This is a genomic window from Stenotrophomonas sp. NY11291 (genome assembly GCF_023277365.1).
Taxonomy (GTDB): Bacteria; Pseudomonadota; Gammaproteobacteria; order Xanthomonadales; family Xanthomonadaceae; genus Stenotrophomonas; species Stenotrophomonas geniculata.
This window is the reverse complement of the sequence record NZ_CP096975.1, coordinates 4,408,943-4,428,589: the sequence shown is the minus strand read 5'-3', so window position 1 is coordinate 4,428,589 and position 19,647 is coordinate 4,408,943. Positions and strand designations below refer to the sequence as shown.

The window sequence follows — 19,647 nt, the reverse complement described above, 5'->3', positions numbered from 1 at the left end:
CGGTAGGTGCGGACCGCTGGTCCGCACACCTTGGCCCTCATCCATGCATGGCGTGGATCTACTTCTTTGCAGCGGCCTTCTTCGCCGGGGCCTTCTTGGCGGCGGCCTTCTTTACTGCTTTCTTGGCCGGGGCCTTCTTGGCAGGTGCTTTTTTTGCAGCGGCCTTCTTTGGCGCCGCTTCCTTCTTCACCGCTGCTTTCTTGGCCGGGGCCTTCTTCGCGGTGGCCTTCTTGGCGCCAAAGCCCTTGCGCACCGGCTTGCCGGTTTCTTCCATCAGCTGCTGCACTTCGGCCAGGGTCAGCGATGCCGGCTCGCGATCCTTGGGGATCTTGCCGTTCATCTTGCCGTCGCTGATGTACGGGCCGAAGCGGCCGTTCAGCACCTGGATGTCGCTGCCGTCGAATTCCTTGATGATCCGGTTGCGCGCGATCTCTTCCTTCTCTTCGATCAGGAACACGGCGCGGGCCAGGTCGATGGTGTACGGGTCGTCTTCCTTCTTCAGCGAGGCATAGGTGCTGCCGCGCTTGGCAAACGGGCCGAAGCGGCCGATGCCGACGCTGACCGGCTCGCCCTTGTCCTCACCCAGCGCGCGCGGCATCAGGAACAGCTCCAGCGCGTCTTCCAGGGAGATGGTGTGCATCGACTGGCCGGGGCGCAGCGAGGCGAACTTGGGCTTCTCCTCGGCATCTTCGGCGGTGCTGCCGATGGCGGCGTATGGCCCGAAGCGGCCCAGGCGCACGCTGACCGGCTTGCCGGTCTTCGGGTCGGTGCCGAGCTCGCGCGCGCCACTGGCCTCGGCACGGTCGACCGATTCCTTCTTGTCTTCCACCAGCTCCTTGAACGGCTCCCAGAAGCGGGCCATCAGCGGGATCCACTCTTCTTCGCCACGCGAGACGGCGTCGAGCTCGTCTTCGAGCTTGGCGGTGAAGTCGTAGTCCACGTACCGGGTGAAGTGGCTGGACAGGAACTTGGACACTGCGCGGCCGACGTCGGACGGGCGGAAGCTGCGGCCTTCCATTTCCACGTACTTGCGGAACAGCAGGGTCTGGATGATCGAAGCGTAGGTCGAGGGACGGCCGATGCCGTACTCTTCCAGCGCCTTCACCAGCGCCGCTTCGGTGTAGCGCGGCGGCGGCTGGGTGAAATGCTGTTCGGCCTGGATGCGTTCCAGCGGCACGCGGTCGCCGGGCTTCATCGCCGGCAGCTTGCGGCCTTCGTCCTCGTCCTCGGCGCTCTTGTTGTCCTTGCCTTCTTCGTACACGGCCAGGAAGCCGGGCACCACCACGGTGGTGCCGCTGGCACGGAACACGTGCTCGCTGCCGGCCGAGAGGTCGACGCTGACGGTGTTGAGCGTGGCCGGGATCATCTGGCAGGCCACCGCACGCTTCCAGATCAGCTCGTACAGGCGGCGCTCGTCGTCGGTGAGGAAGCGTGCGACCTGGGCCGGCGTGCGCAGCGCCGAGGTCGGGCGCACCGCTTCGTGCGCTTCCTGGGCGTTCTTGGACTTGGTCTGGTAGGTGTTCGGCTGGTCCGGCAGCGAGGCGATGCCGTAGTCGCGGGCGATCACATCGCGGATCTCGGCCAGCGCGTCCTGCGACAGGTTCACCGAGTCGGTACGCATGTACGAGATCAGGCCGACGGTGCCTTCGTCGCCGATGGCCACGCCTTCATACAACTTCTGCGCCACCTGCATGGTCTTGCGGGTGGTGAAGCCGAGCTTGCGTGAGGCTTCCTGCTGCAGGGTGGAGGTGGTGAACGGCGGCGCCGGGCGGCGCTTGCGCTCCTTGCTGGCCACATCGGTGACATGCAGCGAGCCCTGCGCGGCCTGCTGGATGCGCATGCGCGCTGCTTCAGCGGTGTCGCCATCGGTGATGGTGAACTGCTCGAACTTCTGCCCGTCCAGCTTGATCAGCTTGGCGTTGAAGTGCTGCGACGGGTGTGCGCACTCGGCGGCGATCGACCAGTATTCGCGGGCGATGAAGGCTTCGATCTCTTCCTCGCGCTCGACGATCATGCGCAGCGCCGGGCTCTGCACGCGGCCGGCGGACAGGCCACGCTGGACCTTGCGCCACAGCACCGGCGACAGGTTGAAGCCGACCAAGTAGTCCAGCGCGCGGCGCGCCTGCTGGGCATCGACCAGGTCGCTGGCGATCGCGCGCGGCTGGCTGATCGCTTCCTTGATGGCGCGCGGGGTGATCTCGGTGAACACCACGCGCTGCATCGGCTTGTCCTTGACCAGCCCGCGTTCCTTCAGGATTTCGGCGATGTGCCAGCTGATCGCCTCACCCTCGCGATCCGGGTCGGTGGCCAGCAGGATGTCGTCGGCGCCCTTGGCGGCCTTCGCGATCGCATCGACGTGCTTCTCGTTCTTGTCGATCACGTCGTAGTGCATGGCGAACCCGTTGTCCGGGTCGACCGCGCCTTCCTTCGGGATCAGGTCGCGCACGTGCCCATACGAGGCCAGGACCGTGTAGTCCTTGCCGAGGTATTTGTTGATCGTCTTGGCCTTGGCCGGCGATTCGACGATGAGCAGGTGCTTGGGCATGTCAGGAAAGGTCTGTGGGCGGACCGGGGGAGAGGGGCCGCTAGGGTGGAGCAAACGGCCGCATTAGTGAAGCGGCCACGGGCAAATCCATAAACTGAACGCCCGGTAATGTGCCGGGCGTTCAGGTTTCACCTTATTAGAGGAATCACGCCCGGCCAGCCCATGTCAAGCAGCCAGGCGTGAGGATGGCCGTTCATGAGGCCATCTTGGCGATGAAGCCGACCGCGAACACCAGCAGGACCACGCCCGCCAGCGACAGCAGGCCGGTCAGCACGAGCACCAGCACGGTCACCGTGCCCAGCTCGCGGCGCTGCAGCTGCGGCTGGTCGGTGTAGGCCCAGCGGTCGACCACCAGGGTGTCGCAGATCATGTCGTGCAGGCCCTGCTTGCGCTCGGTGAAGGCCGCCATCAGGAAACCGATGCCGAGGGTGAAGCTGCTCAGCAGCATGGCCCAGTAGCGGCCAAATGCGCGCGCCTTGGTCAGGCGCTCGCCGTTGCCACGCACGACCTTGATGCCGACCGCCATCTTGCCCAGCGTGGCGCCGCCCTGCGAGGCGTGGAACCAGGTGTAGTAGGCCATGCCGATGCAGAGGTTGATCAGGGCACTGGCCAGCTGCGCCACGATCTCGATGGCCGATTCGCCACTGCCCACCGCGCCCATGCTGGCGCCGAGGATCGCACCGAGGATGGCACCGATGATGCTGCCGGGGATGACCAGCACGAAGTAGTCGATCATGTAGGCCGCCACACGCTTCCAGAAGCCTGCGTAGACCACTTCACCGCCAACCACCGGCTGTGCGTGGCCACCGCCGCCGGCGGCGGCTGGAGCGCTGTATGGCGAGCTGCTGAGTGCGCCGGTGCCGGGCAGCGGGGCGCTGCCGTTGTCGATGGCGGCATAGTCGCCACGCAGGTCGAAGCCGCCGCTGCTGGTGGCAGTGCTGGCATCGGCCAGCGTCTGCAGGCCGAGCTCGTCGACCACCTGGCGCAGTGCAGCCCACTGGGCCATGCCCTCGCGCCAGACCAGGGTGTCCAGGTTGAGCTGGCCACGCTGGAAGCGCTGGCGGATCTCCTGGACCGGCAGCGGGCCCTGGCGTTGCTGTCCTTCGGCGTAGTACCACTCAGTCATTGCATGTTCCCTGTTGAATCATCCTTGGAGGTGCTGGCGTGCGCGTGGCTCAGCCGCGGCACGACGGCGGCAGGTACTTGTCGTTGCTTTCGCCACTGCATTCCCAGCGGCCGCTGTCGCGATCGTATTCCAGCCACAGCAGGTCGCCATCGAGGCTCTTGCCGGGCAGCGCCAGGGTGGCTTCGATGCCACAGTGGCCATTGTTGAAGCGACCGATGTTCACCGCCGACAGCCCTGCATGGGCGAAGTCACCCGGGGCCGGGAAGCCGGCGTCGTTGGCACCGGGGCAACGGCCTTCGTCATCGGCGAAATGCTGCACCTGGTCCTTCAACGGCTGCAGTGCGGTCACTGCGCCGGCGACCTTGGCGCGCACGGTGTAGTCGTTGTAGGCAGGCAGCGCGATGGCGGCCAGGATGGCCACGATCGGTACCAGCACCAGCAGCAGGCCGCCGCCGATGATGGCGGTCAGTGCGCAACCGGACAGCTTCTTCTTCGGCGCCGGCAGGGCGGTGGCCGATGCACTGGTGGTGTAGGGGGTGGACGGCGGCAGTACCGGCGGCTGCGGCGGAGGCGGTGCCACCGGTTCCGGTTCGGGCTCGGGTTCCACGGGTGGCGTGGCAGCGTCCAGCGCCGGCACGATCAGGCCGAGTTCGTCGACCACGGTGCGCAACGGCTGCCATTGCGGCAGGCCGTCGCGCCAGACCAGGGTGTCCAGGGAGATCTGGTTGTTGCGGAACAACTCGACCAACTGTTCCGCTGGCAGCGGACCCTGCTGCCGGTTGCCTTCTGCATGGAACCACTCGCTCACGGGGACGCTCCTGAATGCGCTATGCCCCCAAGTGTACGGTCAGTGCAGGGGTTCTGGCTCGTCCATGAACATCTGCGTCTCCATCCAGGCATACGCCGCCTCGGAGCCAGGCTGGTTGAACAGCACCATCAGTACGACCCACTTCAGGTCGTCCAGGTCCAGTTCGTCCTGGTCCAGGGCCATCGCCCGGTCCAGCACCAGCTCGCGCTGGTCGGCGTCGAGGATGCCGTGCTGTTCCAGGTACAGCAGGAAGCCGCGGCATTCCACGTCCAGCTTGTCCAGCTCGGGACCGTGGTAGACGCGCACGGGGCCATCGACCCGTGCCTGGGCCACGCTCGGCCGCTGCGCGGCCAGGGCATCGAGCCAGTCGAATGCCTTGTTGATCTCGGTTGGGCTGAAACCGGCCTGGATCAGGCCGTTCTGGAGCGAATCGCGGTCACGGATCAGGTCCGCATCTTCGCTGAAATAGTGTTCAAACAGGTACAGCAGTACGTCCAGGATGCTCTCTTTCATTGCCCCTCGGCCTGCGTCGCGCGACGCTGTGGAGGTGAAGAAACTAGGGAGTTCGACAGTAGCGGCCGTGTACGCACACCACGATTCCCGCCAGTTCCATGGCCAGCAGCATGGAGGACACCTGGGGCGCCGTCAATCCACAGCGCGTGATCAGTGAATCCATACTGCTTGGGTTGTGGTCCAGGGCCCGCCACAAGCACTGGTAGTCAGGGTCGTCGGCCCAGCGCGCCGGCAGGAGTACCGGCGGTGCCTGTTCAGTGGGGGTGGCCAACCGTGATTGCAAGCTCGGCAGCTGCTGGCGGAGGGCGGGGGCCAGCAGTTCCAGGACCTCCTCCGGGCGCTCGACCAATGCAGCACCCTCACGGATCAGCCGATGGCAGCCCGCCGCGCGTGGATTGAGCACCGAGCCGGGCAGGGCGCAGACCTCGCGGCCGGCCTCGGCAGCCAGGCGTGCGGTGATCAGCGCGCCGGAGCGCTGGGCGGCCTCGACCACCACCGTCGCCAGTGCCAGCCCGGCCACCAGCCGGTTGCGGGCGGGAAAGTGGCCAGGGCGTGCCGGCGTTCCCGGCACGTACTCGCTGAGCACCGCGCCCTCGGTGGCGATCCGGGCCTGCAGGCGAGCGTGGCTGTCCGGGTAGGCCCGGTCCGGGCCGGTGCCGATGACCGCCACGGTGCAACCACCGGCGTCGAGTGTCGCCTGGTGGGCGGCGGCGTCGATGCCCGCCGCCAGGCCGCTGGTCACCGTCAGTCCGGCTTCGACGAAACAGCCGGCAAAGCGGGCTGCCAGCGCGCGTCCGCCCGGCGTTGGCGAGCGGCTGCCGACCAGCGCCACCGACGGGCGCCAGGCCAGGCTGGGGTCACCGGCGATGAACAGCGCAAGGGGTGGGTTGGGAACATCCAGCAGGGCCGGGGGGAATGCCGGATCGGTGAAGGCCAGCAGGTGCTGGTTGTCGTCTTCCAGCCAGCGCCGTGCCACGGCCGAGGCCCGGGCGTCCGGGCGTTCCAGTGCGGCGCACTGCTCTGGCGTGCAGCCGTGGGCGCGCCAGTTCGCGGCGCCCTGCGCGATCGCGATTTCCGCATTGCCTGCGGCCTCCAGCAGCGCCCGACGTGGTGCCAGCGCGCCGCCTGCCATCAACAGGCGCAGCAGCGCCTCGTCAGTTGGGTTGGTCATCCCCCCACTATCGAGCGCATACAACAAAGGCGCCCTAGGGCGCCTTCGCATGTGGCTGTCAGACTTTGCCGGAGGTGCCTGCCCGCCAGAGGCCGGCACTACACGCAGTGGCCGGGCCGCCTGGCGATGGCTACTTCGCGTCCGGGTGCAGTGCGTTGAACCCCACGCGCACCGGCTTCACGCCCTGCATCACCAGCGCGTAGCTGACGTTGTCGAAGGTACGGAACACCATGGCGTGCGCGGCATATTCGTCCGGCAGCGAGACCCGGCCTGCGCCGGTGCTGAGCGAATCGTCCATGCGCGACGAGGTCGGGTACTTCATGCGGTGCGCCACGTGGCGGCCTGGGCGCCACAACGAGAACACGGTGCCGTTGTCCACGCCCTGCGCGCGGCCTGCCGAGATCGCGATCACATCGCGCGGGCCGGCGGCGGTGAACATGTCGGTGACGGCCAGCACGCGCACGTCGACGCCCTCCACACCGGCGGCCGGGACATGGGGAATGAACTGCAGGTCGTACGGCTTGGCCTCGACCGGGACCAGGCGGTCGCCGGCACGCACCTCGCGGCCGCCCTCGTTCTTGTCCAGCACCAGGGTGGACGCCTCGACCTTGCCGCCGGCGACATGGGTGATGGTGCCGGTGGCGACCTGGGCCAGCTCATAGCCGAGCACGCCGCGGCGGTGGTTGGGGGCGTTGTAGGCCCGCCACAGGTTGCCGCTGCCCGGGGTGACGTCGCCGTTGGCGGTCAGGTCCTCGGTCGGCTTGGGCTGGGCATAGCGCACGGTCGGGCGGACCACGGCCCAGCGCTGGCCCAGCTGGGCGTCAGCCAGGCGTACGTACACCGCGCTGCCGCTGGTGACGCGCAGGCGTTCTTCCTCCAGGCCGGCCACGTAGGGCAGCTGCTCGATGCTGTCGACCACGCTCAGCTGCTTCAGGAACGGCTCGACCTGGGCCAGCGGAATGGCATCGATCGGGGCTTCCTGGCGCGGGCCGGGCTTGGCAGCGACGGTCACCCGGTCCAGATAGGCCAGGCTGAGCACGTCACCGGGATAGATCAGGTGCGGATTGGCGATCTGCGGATTGGCCTGCCAGATCTCCGGCCACAGCCACGGCTTCTGCAGGAAACGTGCGGCGATATCCCACAACGTATCCCCTTTTCGGACCACATAGGTGTCCGGGTGCCCGCCATTCACTTCCACGGCGGTAGCATAGGCAGCCACGGTCAGCATCGCCGCGGCGACGACCGTACGAAAACGAAGCAACATAGGTGTGAAGCCCTGATTCCCCAACAGGTTCGCGCACTATAGTCCAGAAACCGGGGCGCAAGGCAAGCGTTGGAGCTAGAATCTGCGACGTATGCCGGCGTGCCGGCCCCCTATCCGGAAACAGCCATGGCCCTTCTCCCCATTCTCGAGTTCCCCGATCCGCGCCTGCGTACCAAGGCTGCGTTGATCGAAGTCGCCGAAGTCACCACGCCGGCCTTCCAGGAACTGATCGACAACATGTTCCTGACCATGTACGACGCCCCGGGCATCGGCCTGGCCGCCACCCAGGTGGACGTGCACAAGCGCTTCATGGTCATCGACGTCAGCGAAGAAAAGAATGAACCGCATGTGTTCATCAACCCGGAAATCGTCGCCAAGGACGGGGGCCGGGTGTACCAGGAAGGCTGCCTGTCGGTTCCGGGCATCTTCGCTGACGTCTCCCGTGCCGATACCATCACCGTGAAGTACCTGGACCGCAACGGCCAGGAACAGCAGATGGAAGCCGGCGAAGTGCTGGCCACCTGCATCCAGCATGAGATGGATCACCTGGACGGCAAGCTGTTCATCGACTATCTGTCGCCGCTCAAGCGCGAGATGGTGCGCAAGAAGCTGGCCAAGCAGCGCAAGCACGTGGCGTGATCGCCAATCCGGGCCACCCTTCGGGTGGCCCGCGCCTGCGCGGCACGCGCGGGCTGTACGGCGCCGGCCGACGGCGCCGTTTTCTTTCCTGCACGAATCCATCCTGCAAGTGGGGTAGCCATGAGGATTGTCTTTGCCGGTACGCCGGAATTCGCGGTGTCATCGCTGCGCGCGGCTGCGCGCCATCATGAGGTCGTGGCCGTCTACACCCAGCCTGATCGTCCGGCCGGCCGTGGCCGTGGCCTGGCGCCGTCGCCGGTCAAGCTGGAAGCCGTGGCCCGTGGCATTCCGGTCTACCAGCCGGAGTCGCTGAAGGACGCGGCCGCCCAGCAGCAGCTGCGCGACCTGCAGCCGGATCTGATGGTGGTAGTGGCCTATGGCCTGATCCTGCCCAAGGCGGTGCTGGCCATTCCGACCCACGGCTGCTGGAACGTGCATGCCTCGCTGCTGCCGCGCTGGCGCGGTGCCGCGCCGATCCAGCGCGCGATCCAGGCCGGCGACGCCAAGACCGGCGTCTGCCTGATGCAGATGGAGGCCGGCCTGGACACCGGCCCGGTGCTGCTGCACCAGGAACTGCCGATCGCGGCCACCGATACCGGTGGCCAGCTGCATGACAAGCTGGCCGAGCTGGGCGCACAGGTGCTGTCCGATGGCCTGGGCCTGCTGCGTGCCGGCATCAAGCCGATCGCGCGGCCGCAGCCGGAGCAGGGCGTGACCTACGCGCACAAGCTGGACAAGGCCGAAGCGAAGCTGGATTGGGCGCAGGACGCCGGCGCGCTGGCGCGTACCGTGCGCGCGTTCAATCCGTGGCCGATCGCCGAGGCGACGCTGGCCGGTGAACGCGTGCGCATCCATGGTGCGGTGGCGCTGGAGGCGGACCACGGCCAGGCACCGGGCACCGTACTGGCCGCCAGCCGCGATGGCATCGACATCGCCTGTGGCCAGGGCGCGCTGCGCCTGCGAGTGCTGCAGCGGGAAGGTGGCAAGGCGATTACTGCGGCCGACTACCTCAACGCCCGCCGCGATCTGCGCGTGGGGGCATAAGCGGTGTCGAAGCAGAACGATTTCTCCGTCGCCAAGGCGGCGCCGGGCGCGGCCACGCGCATGCTGGCCGCACGTGTGCTGGCACAGGTGTTCACCCGTGGCCGTTCGCTGAAGGCCGAGCTGGCCTGGGCGCTGCCGAAGCTGGCCGACAGCCGCGACCGCGCGCTGCTGGAAGCGCTGTGTTTCGCCGTCCTGCGTCGCCGCAGCACCTATGACGCGGCGCTGCAGTCGTGGATGCAGAAGCCGCTGTCGGCGCGTGATGCCGACCTGCGCACGCTGTTGATGGTCGGGTTCGCCCAGCTGGACGTGCTCGAGCTGCCGGCGCACGCGGCGCTGTCGGCCACGGTCGATGCCGCGCGTGCACTGGGCCGTGAGCGCCAGGCGGGCCTGGTCAATGCGATCCTGCGCCGTGCGCAGCGCGAAGGTTTCCCGGAACAGCCCGCGCGCGATGCCTTCCCGGAATGGCTGGCCGATGCGGTGGAACGCGATTGGCCGGCGCAAGCCGACGCGATCTTCAGCGCCAGCCTGCAACCGGCGCCACTGTGGTTGCGCGCCAACCGCCAGCAGGGCGGCCGTGACAAGGCACTGGCAGCGCTGGCCGAAGCCGGCATCGCCGCGGAAGCCAGTCCGCTCAGCGCCGACGCGTTGCGGCTGGCCTCTCCGGTTGCCGTGAATCAGCTGCCCGGCTTCGCCGAGGGCGCGATCTCGGTGCAGGACCTGTCGGCGCAGTGTGCGGCCGATGCGCTGGCCCCGGTGGCCGGTGCCCGCGTGCTGGACGCCTGCGCGGCACCCGGCGGCAAGTCGGCGCACCTGCTGGAGCGCGACCCCAGCCTGCGCCTGCTGGCGCTGGATATCGACGCGCGCCGTCTGGCCCGCGCACGCGATACCTACACCCGCACCGGCGTGGGCGAACATGCGCAGACCCTGGCTGCCGATGCCAGTGATCCCGGTGCCTGGTGGGATGGCGTGCCGTTCGACGCGATCCTGCTGGATGCGCCGTGCTCGGCGACTGGCGTGATCCGCCGCCAGCCGGATGTGATGTTCCACCGTCGCGCTGAAGACATCGATGCACTGGTTGGCGTGCAGGCGCGCCTGCTGGAAGCCTGCTGGTCGATGCTGCGCCCGGGCGGCGTGCTGCTGTATGCCACCTGTTCGATCCTGCGCGCCGAGAACATCGATCAGGTGCGCGCGTTCCTGAAGTGGCATCCGGATGCCGTGGCGCAGCCACTGGGCGACGCGTTCGGCGTCGATTGCGAAGGGGTGGCACGCCAGCGGCTGCCGGGTGAAAACGATGCTGACGGTTTCTTCTACGCGCGTCTGTTAAAAGCAGCCTGACCCCCGCTGCCGTTTCGAGTCCCATGCTGAAAACCCACGCGTCGCGCCAGACGTGGTTGTTGGTGGTGATGGCCCTGCTGGTGCTGGGGGCCGGCCTGGGCCTCCGTGATCCGTGGCCATCGGATGAGCCACGTTTCGCGCTGGTGGCCAAGCAGATGGTCGACAGTGGTTACTGGTTGTTCCCGCATCGCGGCCCCGAACTCTATTCGGACAAGCCGCCGATGCTGATGTGGTGGCAGGCCGCGCTGTACAGCCTGGTCGGCCACTGGCGGATGGCGTTCCTGCTGCCCTCGCTGCTGGCCGCGCTGGGCACGCTGTGGTGCGTGGTCGATCTCGGCCGCCGCCTGTGGACGCGGCAGGTGGGGCTGTACGCGGGTTGGGCACTGCTGTTCGCGCTGCACTTCACCTTCCAGGCGAAGAAGGCGCAGATCGATCCGCTGGTGGTGCTGTTCATCACCCTGGCCAACTACGGCCTGCTGCGCCATCTGCTGCTGGGCCCGGCCTGGCGCTGGTGGTGGATGGGCTGGTTCTTCGCCGGCATCGGGGTGATCACCAAGGGCGTAGGCGTGCTGGCGCTGATGATGATCGTGCCGGCCGCAGTCGCATCCATGCTGCATTGGCCGCGGGTGAGCCTGCACGTGCGTGACCTACGCTTCTGGCTGGCACCGCTGGCCTTCCTGCTGGCGGTGTCGTTGTGGCTGGTGCCGATGCTGCTGGCCGGCCTGGCCACCGGCTCGGAGCCGTACCGCGCCTACATCGACGACATCCTGTTCCGGCAGACGGCACGGCGCTATACGCAGTCCTGGGACCATCACCAGCCGTGGTGGTACTTCCTGGCGATCATGCCGTCGATGTGGATCCCCGCGTTCCTGCTGCTGCCGTGGGCGCTTCCGGCCTGGTTCCGGCGGCTGCGCCGGCGCGATGCGCGCTACCTGCTGCCGTTGGCCTGGTGGCTGCTGGTCGTGCTGTTCTTCTCCATTCCGCACGGCAAGCGCGACGTCTACATCCTGCCGGCATTGCCGATGTTCTGCCTGGCGTTGGCGCCGTTGCTGCCGGGGCTGCTGAGGCGGCGCGATGTGCAGCGTGTGCTGGGCGCATTCACCGCGTTGCTGGCACTGGCGCTGGGCCTGGTCGGTGCGCTGGCGCTGCTGGGTGATCCGGATTTCGAAGTGCGCCTTACCCATGGCCGCGGGTTGCTTCCCGGTGCCACCGATGCGTTGGCCTGGGCGGCGCTGGCGATGGCGGCCTGGTCGGCCTTGAGCCTGTGGGTGTGCGGGCGCCGGCGCAGGCACGTTGCCCTGGTCGCTACCCTTGCCGGGGTCTGGGTGCTGTACAGCCTGGTCGGTTATCCGGTGTTGAACGATTCCAGCTCGGCCCGTGGCCTGATGCGCGAGGTCAGCGCACGCATCGGCCCGCAGGCCGAGCTGGGACTGGTGGCATGGAAAGAGCAGAACCTGCTGATGGCCGATCGTCCTGCGGCCACCTTTGGATTCGAAGCGCGTTGGCATCAACAGCTGCAGGCAGCCGTGCGCTGGCAGCGGCTGGTTCCGCAGCACCGCTGGCTGCTGGTGAACGAAGATGCGATGCAGGCCTGCATTGATCGTGCGCAGGCCGAAATGGCGGGCATTTCCAATCGTCGCCGCTGGTGGCTGGTGCCTGCCGACGCGGTCGCCGGCACCTGCCGGCCGTCGGCGGCGGAACTCGAGCACGAGCGCCGCCTGCAGGGGCCCGGCATCACCGATTGAGCGTTCGGGCAACCTGGCTCAGGGGCTGGCCAGGGCGGCGTGGTAGCTGGCCAGCGTGGCGTCGGCGAATGTCTGCAGGCCGAACTCCCGCTGTGCATGGCGGCGTGCTGCCCGGCCATGTTCCGGCAGCGCATCGCGCTGTGCGTACAGCGCCTGCACCTGTGCGGCGATGGCGTCGATGTCGCGGGTGGCAACGACCCAGCCATCGACGCCTTGTTCGATGTTTTCCGGCAGGCCCGCGTAATCGCTGACCAGCATCGGCTTGGCGCTGGCCATCATCTCGCGGCAGGCGAAGGAGATCGTCTCGACGTCATGGGACAGCACGAAGCCAGCATCGCCGGCCGCGATCAGTACGCGGGTATCGGCCAGCAGGCCGGTGAAGTGCACCTGCGCGGCCACCTCGCCCAGCGCCTGCACCTGTTCGCGCTGCTGCGCGGTGGGCAGGTGGCCGGCCACGGCCATGTGCACGTGCGGGCGTACCGCATCGGGCAGCCGCGCGATGGCCTGGGCCAGGTCGATCCAGCCCTTGTAATCGTCGGTGCCGGCATTGCTGACCAGCACCAGCGCCTGTGGATCCTGCGTCCATTGCTGGCGCAGCGCGCTGCCGGTGCCGGCCGGCTGTGGCGAGTAGCGCTCCAGGTCCACGCCGTTGCGGACCACGTCGATCGGGCAGCGACGGTATGGGCCCTGTTCCAGCAGGCGCTTGGTGTCGGCCGAGACTGCGATCAGCCGATCGGTGGCCCAGCGCGCGCGCAGCACATTGCCGAAGGTGTCGGTGGGTTTGCTGTTGTGCTTGGTCAGCACGATCGGCGGGCGGCGCATGCCAAGCAGCCCCTGCATCACGAAGCGGTGGTCGCGCGCACCGTTGACGTGGATCAGGTCGATGCCTTCATCGCGCACCAGCCTGCGCAGCGCACGCTGTTCGGCCAGCTGCCGGGGCAGCGTTGGCAGGCCGCTGCCGAATGCAATCGGCAGTGTGCGGGCAATGCCTTCATCGGCCATGGTCCGCAGCAGGCGGCTGTCGGCCGGCGCGGCGACATGGAGCGTGTGCTGGCCGTGCAACGCACGCGCCAACGAGACGATGTACGTGGTGTGGCCGCCACCGTCGCCGTAGTGGAAGTTGGTGTACAGGATTTTCATGGGGGGTCTTCAGGCAACGCCCGCGCAGTGTGACACAGCGTGGTCACGGCCTGTCCGCGGAAGGCGCCGGGTCGGCCACCGCCTGTCCATTGCCCAGCATCCACAGCATGATGGTTTTCTGCCGCACGTAGTTGGCGCGCACGTAGGCATACACCAGGCCGTGCCAGCCATCGCGGAAGCCGCCACGGAACAGGAAGCCGCGCCAGAAGCGCCAGGCCGGCGCCAGTACCAGCTTGCCCAGGGTGGCCCGCTTGCCCCGTGCGAACTCGTGCTCGGCCATCATCCGCGCATACTTCTCGGTCTTGGCCAGCTGCTGCTGCAATGACCGGTACGGGTAGTGGATCAGGTCGCCGCGCAGCGTACCGACGCTGCCGTCGACGCTGGCCGCCTCGTGGATCTCGCGCTTGCCGCGCCAGCCGCCCTGGCGGCGGTCGAACAGCCGCATCACCCGGTCCGGATAGGCGTTGCCGTGGCGCAGGAACCTGCCGAAATACTCCGAGAGGCGGGCGAAACGGTAGCCGGCGTGGCCGCTGAAGCCGCCGTCGCGGGCCTGTTCGATGGCCGCGCGCAGTTCCGGGCTGATCCGTTCATCGGCATCCAGGCACAGCACCCAGTCATGGCTGGCCTGCTCGACGCAGAACGCCTTCTGGCTGCGGAAACCCTCGAACCGGCGCTGCAGCACGCGGGCACCGGCGGCCTCGGCGATGGCTACGGTGGCGTCAGTGGACTGCGAGTCCACCACCACAATCTCATCGCAGAAGGCCAGCGAGGCCAGGCAGTCGCCGATGCGCCCGGCCTCGTTGAACGCGATAATGCACGCCGAGATGCGAGGCCGTTCGATGGGAGCGGTCGTGGAGGACATGATGGCCGGGTACCTGTTGTTTGCGACGGAGCGCTATGCGCTGCCTATTCTCGCCCCGTTGGCGCAGGCCTTGCACGCGTCCGGGCAGGAGGTAGCAGCCTGGTTCGAGGATGGCGCGGCCGGCAGCAGCCTGCCGGGGGTGCCCAACCTGGGCGTGAAGCAGGCCCTGGCAATGCGTCCGCGGGCGGTATTCAGCGCGGCCAACTGGGTGCCGACGTTCCTTTCGGGGGCCAAGGTGCAGCTGTTCCATGGCTTCAACGTGGAAAAGCGGGACAGTGCGCGCGGCCACTTCCGGGTGCGCGGCATGTTCGACCTGTACTGCACGCAGGGGCCGGCCACCACTGCGCCGTTCCGCGAGATCGCTGCCCTGCAGGGCCATTTCGCGGTGGCAGAGACCGGCTGGCCGAAGCTGGACCCGCTGTTCCGCGATGACGGTGGCGAGAGCGCCGCGTTGCGTGCTCCGGCCGGCGAGCGCCCGGTGATCCTGTTCGGCTCGACCTTCACTGAACGGTTGAGCGCGGCCCCGCACCTGCACGCGCAGATCGCCGCCGATATCGCTGCTGGTGATCACTACTGGCTGCTGACCCTGCACCCGAAGTGCCCGCCGGAACTGTTCGAACGCTACCGCGCGCTGGCCGGTGCCAATGCCCGCTTCATCGAGCCCGAGCAGGTGATGGCCGCGCAGCGCGCCGCCGATGTACTGGTATCGGATACCTCGTCGATCGTTTCGGAGTTCATTGTCCAGCACAAGCCGGTGGTGACCTTCCGCAACCGCGTGCCCAAGCCGCACATGATCGACTTCGATGATCCTGCGCAGCTGCAGGCGATGCTGCAGCGCGCGCTGCACCCGGACGCGGCGCTGCAGGCGGAAATCGTGCGCTACGCCGATGCCATCCACCCGTACCGCGATGGCCTGTCCAGCGAGCGCGTGATCGCGGCCACCGAGGATTTCCTGTCGGGTGAAATGGGCGCGCTGCGGCGCAAGCCGTTCGGCAGCTGGGTGCGCGATCTGCAGATCCGCAAGGACCTGGGCTATTGGGGCCCCTCGCAGCGGTAACGGGGGTGATGTAGCGCCGAGCCCATGCTCGGCTGCGTCAAGCCGAGCATGGGCTCGGCGCTACAGTAGATCCACGCCATGCGTGGATGCGCGGCCGGGATCCGGCCCCGCCGTCACCAGCGCAGCTTGCGCCGCGCGAGTGCTGCGGCCAGCTGCTCCATCACTTGTTGCGCCTGTGCCTGCGGCAGATGGTGCAGGGTCAGCGCCACATCGCCATGCGCGCCGGCGGTATCCAGCTGCAGGCTGCTGGTGCCCAGCAGCCTGTCCAGCGGCGAGCGCTGCAGGCGCAGGCCCTGCACCTTGTCCAGCTCGGCCCAGCGCCACCAGCGCTTCCACCAGCCGCCGCGCACCGCCACATAGTGCTCGTCCAGGTACCAGCCCATGCGCGCCATCTGCCGGTGCGCGACCAGCAGCGCCACCGGCAGCCACGCAAGCACCAGCAGGCCCCATGGGCCCCAGCGCCAGTACGCGGCCGCAGCCAGCAGCGGCACCAGCAGCAGCGCGCCCAGGCACAGCCGCCACCAGCCGCGCTGCGGAATGGACTGCCACTGCGCGGGTGGCCACTGCAACTGTGGCAGCAGGTGCTGCACCAGCTGCTCGCAACGCGTACTTGACGCCAGCGGTGCCAGTTCGCGCAGGGCGCGGTCCTCATCGCGCGCAGGGCCACCGGCGGCGCTGTCGATGCGCAGCTGGCGCAGTCCGAACCAGCGCTGCAACGTACCTTCGCGCAGCGTCCAGGCCTGGATGCGCCGGCGCGCCACGCTGCTGCGGGTGCGGCTGAGCAGGCCAGCCGAAACGGTCAGGCGGCGATCCTGCTCGCTGAGGGTGAAGCCGTGGTAGCGCAGCAGGGTCAGCACCACCGACAACACGCGCAGCGCCAGCCAGCCCAGCAACAGAGCCGCAGCCAGCAGCAGGAACGCGCCGGCCACGCCGGGGTGCAGGTGGCTGGCGTAGCCGAAGGCCTCGCGGCCACCGCGCTGGAGGGCATCGTCCATCACCGGCCGCGGGACGGTCTGGAACAGGACACCGAACGCGGCGATCGCCAGCGCCCAGCCACGGTTGGAGAGCAGCCCCATGCGCACCACGTCCCAGCTCGACAGGCGCAGCAGTACCTGTTCGGTGTCGGCCTCGGTGATCGAGGCGGCGGCGACAACGTCGGCGGCCTGCGGCGCCTGCCCGCGCTGGCGCACCAGTCGTTCCAGCGCCAGCGCCTGGTCCAGCTGCAGCACCCGCATTTCGGCTTCTGGACGCACGCCGCCGGCCGATTCCAGGCGCAGCTCGGCCACACCGAACAGGCGGTGCAGCGGGTTCTGCCGGACTTCCACGTTGTGGATGCGCGCAAACGGAATCTCGCGCCGGTTGCGCGCCAGCAGACCGCTGCGCACGGTAATCGCATCACTGCCGATACGGTAGCGGTAGCTGAGGTACTGCAGCACCGACACCAGTACCAGTGCGGCAATTGCCGTCAGCGGAATCAGCTGCGCCCACATCGGGTCGCGGTCACCCCGCTGGCCGAACACCAGCAGCGCGACCAGCGGCAGGAAGTAATGGCGCAGCTGCATCAACAGTACGAACAACCATGACCACGGATGCAGGCGGTGGTCCTCGCCACCGGTGGGCAGCGCTGCAGGCAGAGGTGGTGGCAGGCTCACAGGGCGTCGGCGTCCTGGTCGAGCTGATGGGACAGGGTGTCGCGCAGGCGCTCGGCATCCGCCTCGTCCAGGCCGCTGACGGTCACCGCGCTCATGCGGGTGCCGGCGGTGTGCACGATCAGCGTGGCCAGACCGGCGCGGCGTTCCAGTGGCCCGCGGCGCAGGTCCAGGTGCTGCACGCGCGACAGGGGAATGCGCGTTTCCAGCTGCCACATCAGGTCTCGTCGCAGGCCCAGGCCCTGTGCGTCCAGCCGCCAACGGGTGCGGACCAGGCGGCGGTGGCCGAGCCACGCACCACATGCAGCCCCCACCAGCAGCCCGAGGGCTGCGACCCATACGCCACCGGGCAGATCGAAGAACCACCATGCAGCGGCCAGCGGCAGGCCTGGCACAAACAGGCCACCGAAGGCACCTTCCAGTGCGGCCAGCCGCGAGGCGCGGCGCGGCAGCGACTGCCAGGCATCGGTGGGCGGAGCAGTAAGGGGAACGTCGGTCACGCGGGCTCCGTCAGGTGGCAGGGCGGGCGGTGGCGGCCGTGGCCGCACCGCGCAGACGGTAGCAGGTCGGCTGCGTTACTGGGCAGCCTGGATCAGCGCGTCCACATCCAGCATGTGGCCGGCACGATCGGCCTTGGTGCGCAGGTAGTGTTCGTTCTCGGCGGTGATTTCGCCGGTGACCGGAATGCAGTCCAGCACTTCGATGCCGGCATTGCGCAGGCGCTGCGCCTTGGTCGGGTTGTTGCTGAGCAGGGCCACGCGCGAAATGCCCAGGCCACGCAGCATGGCCACCGCGCTGCCGTAGCGGCGCTCGTCGGCACCGAAGCCCAGCTGTGCGTCGGCGTCGATGGTGTCCAGGCCGTCGTGCTGGTAGCCGTAGGCGCGCATCTTGGCGGCGATGCCGGTGCCGCGGCCTTCCTGGTCCAGGTACAGCAGCACGCCGCCGCCCAGTTCCTTCAGCTTGCGCAGGCCGCGCCGCAGCTGGTCGCCGCAGTCGCACTTGAGCGAGCCGAACAGGTCACCGGTCAGGCACGAGGAGTGCACGCGCACCGGTACCACCGCCGACAGGTCCGGTTCGCCGACGATGATCGCGACCTGGTCACGCTGGGCGACGCCGCCACGGAACACCGCGAACGTGGTCATGCCGACATCGCGCAACGGCACCGGTGAACGCGCCACCAGCTCGTAATCATGCGCGGCATGTGCTGCGCCTTCGGCGAGGTCGCACAGGGCCACCTCGGCCGCGCCATCGAAGGTGCGGTCTTCGGCGTCCAGGCGCACCGCGACCATCGCCGGCAGCAGCAGGCCCAGGCGGGCCAGTTCCACGGCGCCTGCGTCGAAGGCGTCACCGGCACTCCAGCCGTCCGGCATCGGGCCCGGTTCGCGCAGATAGCCCAGCGAGGGCAGGGCGTCGAAGGCAACACCGGCCAGCGGCAGGCGCGCACCCTGCGGGGCCTCCACGCCAAGCACGCGGGCGCGGGTGGCGGTCAGGAACAGGTAATGCCGCTCGTGGGCGGCATTGGCGAAGGCAGCGAAGCTGCTGGCCGTGGCGCTGTCCAGCGCGATCACCGCCAGGCGCTGGCCCTGGCCATCGTGGAGCAGCACCGGGCGACCGGCACGCAGTTCGGAAACCGCGCGCTCGCAGCGGATCGCGGCCGGATCGCCGAACAGGGAAGAAGCAGCAGGCATGGCAGGACCGGGGGAGGCGGACATCGCAGTCTCTATGGGGGCGCCGGCGTCGTATTCAACGTGGTGCGGCCGCCGGTCGCAGGGGCCGGTGGCCTGAGTGGAGCGGCCGTCAGTGCGGGTGCTCCTCGGTCGCGTAGGGGTCTTCCTCGCCACTGCCCGATGGCCGCAGCGTATAGCGCTTGTAGGTCCACTGGTACTGCGCAGGGTCGCGGCGGGCGATGCGCTCGATGCCTGCATTGAGCGCGGTGGCGGCCACCTGCGGGTCCGGGTCGGCCACGGCGGGGTCGGTCGGTTCGATGTGCAGGGCGAACTCCATGTCCGGCCCGATGCGCTCGCACCAGCCATACAGCACGGTGGCGCCGGTACGCTCGGCCAGCCGGTTGACCAGGGTCATGGTCAGCGCCTGCACGCCGAAGAACGGCACGAACACCCCATCGCCGGCCTTGGGCTGCTGGTCGGGCAGGATGCCGGTGGCACCGCCGTCCTTGAGCACCTTGAACAGCTGGCGCACGGCCGGGCCTTCGGCACGCACCTGCTGTACGTTCTGGCCGCCCCGCACCAGCTGCAGGAAGGCATCGCTGGCCTCGTCCTCCGGTGGCTTGTAGACGATGGCGATCTGCCCGCGCGAGGCCAGCCACTGGTTCAGCAGCTCCCAGTTGCCGAAGTGCGGCGCCGCCACGATCACGCCCTTGCCGCTGGCCAGCGCCGCGTCGTACAGGGCCTCGCCGTGGCGCTGCTTCAGGTGCAGGCGCAGGTTGTCGGCCGGCGCTTGGCTCCACAGTCGCAGGGTTTCGATGGCCTGCAGGGCGGTGGAGCGCAGCAGCTTCCGGTGCAGGCGGTCGCGCGCGGCGCCCTCCAGGTCCGGGTAGGCCAACTCCAGGTTGCGCCGGGTGACGCGGCTCTCACGGGCGTTGAGACTGATCCAGGTCCAGGACAGGGCACGGGCGACTCCCCGCAGCAGCGGCCAGGGCAGGCGGGCGAACAGGGTGGTGGCGCGGTAGACCAGCCGGGCTTTGCGTTGCGGATTCATCGGCGCCAGTTTAGCCAAGGGCGCTGCTATC

17 protein-coding genes are annotated in these 19,647 nt (G+C 68.5%); 5 read left to right on the top strand and 12 right to left on the bottom strand.

What is annotated here, in order from left to right; all coding sequences use genetic code 11:
• Window positions 1–58: 58 nt before the first annotated feature.
• The 6 genes from M1L61_RS20660 to M1L61_RS20635 form a co-directional block, all read right to left on the bottom strand.
• A complete protein-coding gene (locus M1L61_RS20660; protein ID WP_248854047.1) occupies window positions 59–2,545 on the bottom strand; it encodes a DNA topoisomerase I in 2,487 nt (828 codons plus the stop codon).
• Window positions 2,546–2,738: 193 nt separating this feature from the next.
• Window positions 2,739–3,671: an RDD family protein gene (locus M1L61_RS20655; RefSeq protein WP_010481172.1), complete on the bottom strand. Its 933-nt coding sequence runs from the start codon at window positions 3,669–3,671 to the stop codon at window positions 2,739–2,741.
• Between the two features lie 49 nt (window positions 3,672–3,720).
• Window positions 3,721–4,479: a pilin gene (locus M1L61_RS20650; protein ID WP_019338922.1), complete on the bottom strand. Its 759-nt coding sequence runs from the start codon at window positions 4,477–4,479 to the stop codon at window positions 3,721–3,723.
• A gap of 39 nt (window positions 4,480–4,518) precedes the next feature.
• Window positions 4,519–4,992, bottom strand: a complete 474-nt coding sequence (locus tag M1L61_RS20645; RefSeq protein WP_005411195.1) for a DUF494 family protein — start codon at window positions 4,990–4,992, stop codon at window positions 4,519–4,521.
• 43 nt (window positions 4,993–5,035) lie between these two features.
• A complete protein-coding gene (gene dprA / locus M1L61_RS20640) occupies window positions 5,036–6,163 on the bottom strand; it encodes a DNA-processing protein DprA (RefSeq protein WP_248854046.1) in 1,128 nt (375 codons plus the stop codon).
• Window positions 6,164–6,293: 130 nt separating this feature from the next.
• On the bottom strand, window positions 6,294–7,427 hold the full coding sequence (locus M1L61_RS20635; protein ID WP_010481176.1) for a LysM peptidoglycan-binding domain-containing protein: 1,134 nt from the start codon (window positions 7,425–7,427) through the stop codon (window positions 6,294–6,296).
• A gap of 126 nt (window positions 7,428–7,553) precedes the next feature.
• Here M1L61_RS20635 and def point away from each other — a divergent pair, with 126 nt between their 5' ends.
• From def to M1L61_RS20615, 4 genes are all read left to right on the top strand, one after another.
• Window positions 7,554–8,066 carry a peptide deformylase gene (gene def / locus M1L61_RS20630; protein WP_248854045.1) on the top strand — a complete coding sequence of 171 codons (513 nt, stop codon included), beginning with the start codon at window positions 7,554–7,556 and terminating at the stop codon, window positions 8,064–8,066.
• Window positions 8,067–8,186: 120 nt separating this feature from the next.
• Window positions 8,187–9,110 (top strand): methionyl-tRNA formyltransferase, encoded by a 924-nt coding sequence (fmt, locus tag M1L61_RS20625; protein ID WP_010481179.1) that lies wholly within the window; start codon window positions 8,187–8,189, stop codon window positions 9,108–9,110.
• A 3-nt stretch (window positions 9,111–9,113) separates the two neighbouring features.
• Window positions 9,114–10,445 (top strand): 16S rRNA (cytosine(967)-C(5))-methyltransferase RsmB, encoded by a 1,332-nt coding sequence (gene rsmB, locus M1L61_RS20620; RefSeq protein WP_010481181.1) that lies wholly within the window; start codon window positions 9,114–9,116, stop codon window positions 10,443–10,445.
• A gap of 23 nt (window positions 10,446–10,468) precedes the next feature.
• Window positions 10,469–12,190, top strand: a complete 1,722-nt coding sequence (locus M1L61_RS20615; RefSeq protein WP_248854044.1) for a glycosyltransferase family 39 protein — start codon at window positions 10,469–10,471, stop codon at window positions 12,188–12,190.
• Window positions 12,191–12,208: 18 nt separating this feature from the next.
• Here M1L61_RS20615 and M1L61_RS20610 read toward each other — a convergent pair whose 3' ends face one another.
• The gene (locus tag M1L61_RS20610; protein ID WP_248854043.1) at window positions 12,209–13,330 is read right to left on the bottom strand and encodes a glycosyltransferase family 4 protein; all 1,122 of its coding nucleotides are present in this window, start codon (window positions 13,328–13,330) and stop codon (window positions 12,209–12,211) included.
• Between the two features lie 43 nt (window positions 13,331–13,373).
• Window positions 13,374–14,192, bottom strand: coding sequence for a glycosyltransferase family 2 protein (locus tag M1L61_RS20605; protein ID WP_010481187.1), 819 nt, complete (start codon window positions 14,190–14,192; stop codon window positions 13,374–13,376).
• On the opposite strand from M1L61_RS20605, the gene M1L61_RS20600 reads away from it, so the two are divergent.
• A complete protein-coding gene (locus M1L61_RS20600) occupies window positions 14,191–15,249 on the top strand; it encodes a CDP-glycerol glycerophosphotransferase family protein (RefSeq protein WP_248854801.1) in 1,059 nt (352 codons plus the stop codon). The two genes, M1L61_RS20605 and M1L61_RS20600, sit on opposite strands and share 2 nt — an antisense overlap.
• 113 nt (window positions 15,250–15,362) lie before the next feature.
• Here M1L61_RS20600 and M1L61_RS20595 read toward each other — a convergent pair whose 3' ends face one another.
• The 4 genes from M1L61_RS20595 to M1L61_RS20580 all read right to left on the bottom strand — a co-directional run bounded on the left by M1L61_RS20595 (window position 15,363) and on the right by M1L61_RS20580 (window position 19,616).
• A complete protein-coding gene (locus tag M1L61_RS20595) occupies window positions 15,363–16,901 on the bottom strand; it encodes a PH domain-containing protein (protein ID WP_191850079.1) in 1,539 nt (512 codons plus the stop codon).
• Complete coding sequence (locus tag M1L61_RS20590) at window positions 16,898–17,398, bottom strand: PH domain-containing protein (RefSeq protein ID WP_043397520.1); 501 nt, start codon at window positions 17,396–17,398, stop codon at window positions 16,898–16,900. Before M1L61_RS20590 ends, M1L61_RS20595 begins: the two co-directional genes overlap by 4 nt.
• A gap of 75 nt (window positions 17,399–17,473) precedes the next feature.
• Complete coding sequence (ribA, locus tag M1L61_RS20585) at window positions 17,474–18,610, bottom strand: GTP cyclohydrolase II RibA (protein WP_049452915.1); 1,137 nt, start codon at window positions 18,608–18,610, stop codon at window positions 17,474–17,476.
• Window positions 18,611–18,695: 85 nt separating this feature from the next.
• Complete coding sequence (locus M1L61_RS20580) at window positions 18,696–19,616, bottom strand: lauroyl acyltransferase (RefSeq protein WP_043397526.1); 921 nt, start codon at window positions 19,614–19,616, stop codon at window positions 18,696–18,698.
• Between the last annotated feature and the right edge of the window lie 31 nt (window positions 19,617–19,647).

Bases quoted from the DNA above. Each gene is read 5' to 3' on its own strand.
- M1L61_RS20660 (WP_248854047.1), bottom strand. From the start codon at position 2,545: ATGCCCAAGCACCTGCTCATCGTCGAATCGCCGGCCAAGGCCAAGACG.
- M1L61_RS20655 (WP_010481172.1), bottom strand. From the start codon at position 3,671: ATGACTGAGTGGTACTACGCCGAAGGACAGCAACGCCAGGGCCCGCTG.
- M1L61_RS20645 (WP_005411195.1), bottom strand. From the start codon at position 4,992: ATGAAAGAGAGCATCCTGGACGTACTGCTGTACCTGTTTGAACACTAT.
- dprA (WP_248854046.1), bottom strand. From the start codon at position 6,163: ATGACCAACCCAACTGACGAGGCGCTGCTGCGCCTGTTGATGGCAGGC.
- M1L61_RS20635 (WP_010481176.1), bottom strand. From the start codon at position 7,427: ATGTTGCTTCGTTTTCGTACGGTCGTCGCCGCGGCGATGCTGACCGTG.
- def (WP_248854045.1), top strand. From the start codon at position 7,554: ATGGCCCTTCTCCCCATTCTCGAGTTCCCCGATCCGCGCCTGCGTACC.
- fmt (WP_010481179.1), top strand. From the start codon at position 8,187: ATGAGGATTGTCTTTGCCGGTACGCCGGAATTCGCGGTGTCATCGCTG.
- M1L61_RS20615 (WP_248854044.1), top strand. From the start codon at position 10,469: ATGCTGAAAACCCACGCGTCGCGCCAGACGTGGTTGTTGGTGGTGATG.
- M1L61_RS20610 (WP_248854043.1), bottom strand. From the start codon at position 13,330: ATGAAAATCCTGTACACCAACTTCCACTACGGCGACGGTGGCGGCCAC.
- M1L61_RS20600 (WP_248854801.1), top strand. From the start codon at position 14,191: ATGATGGCCGGGTACCTGTTGTTTGCGACGGAGCGCTATGCGCTGCCT.
- M1L61_RS20605 (WP_010481187.1), bottom strand. From the start codon at position 14,192: ATGTCCTCCACGACCGCTCCCATCGAACGGCCTCGCATCTCGGCGTGC.
- ribA (WP_049452915.1), bottom strand. From the start codon at position 18,610: ATGTCCGCCTCCCCCGGTCCTGCCATGCCTGCTGCTTCTTCCCTGTTC.
- M1L61_RS20580 (WP_043397526.1), bottom strand. From the start codon at position 19,616: ATGAATCCGCAACGCAAAGCCCGGCTGGTCTACCGCGCCACCACCCTG.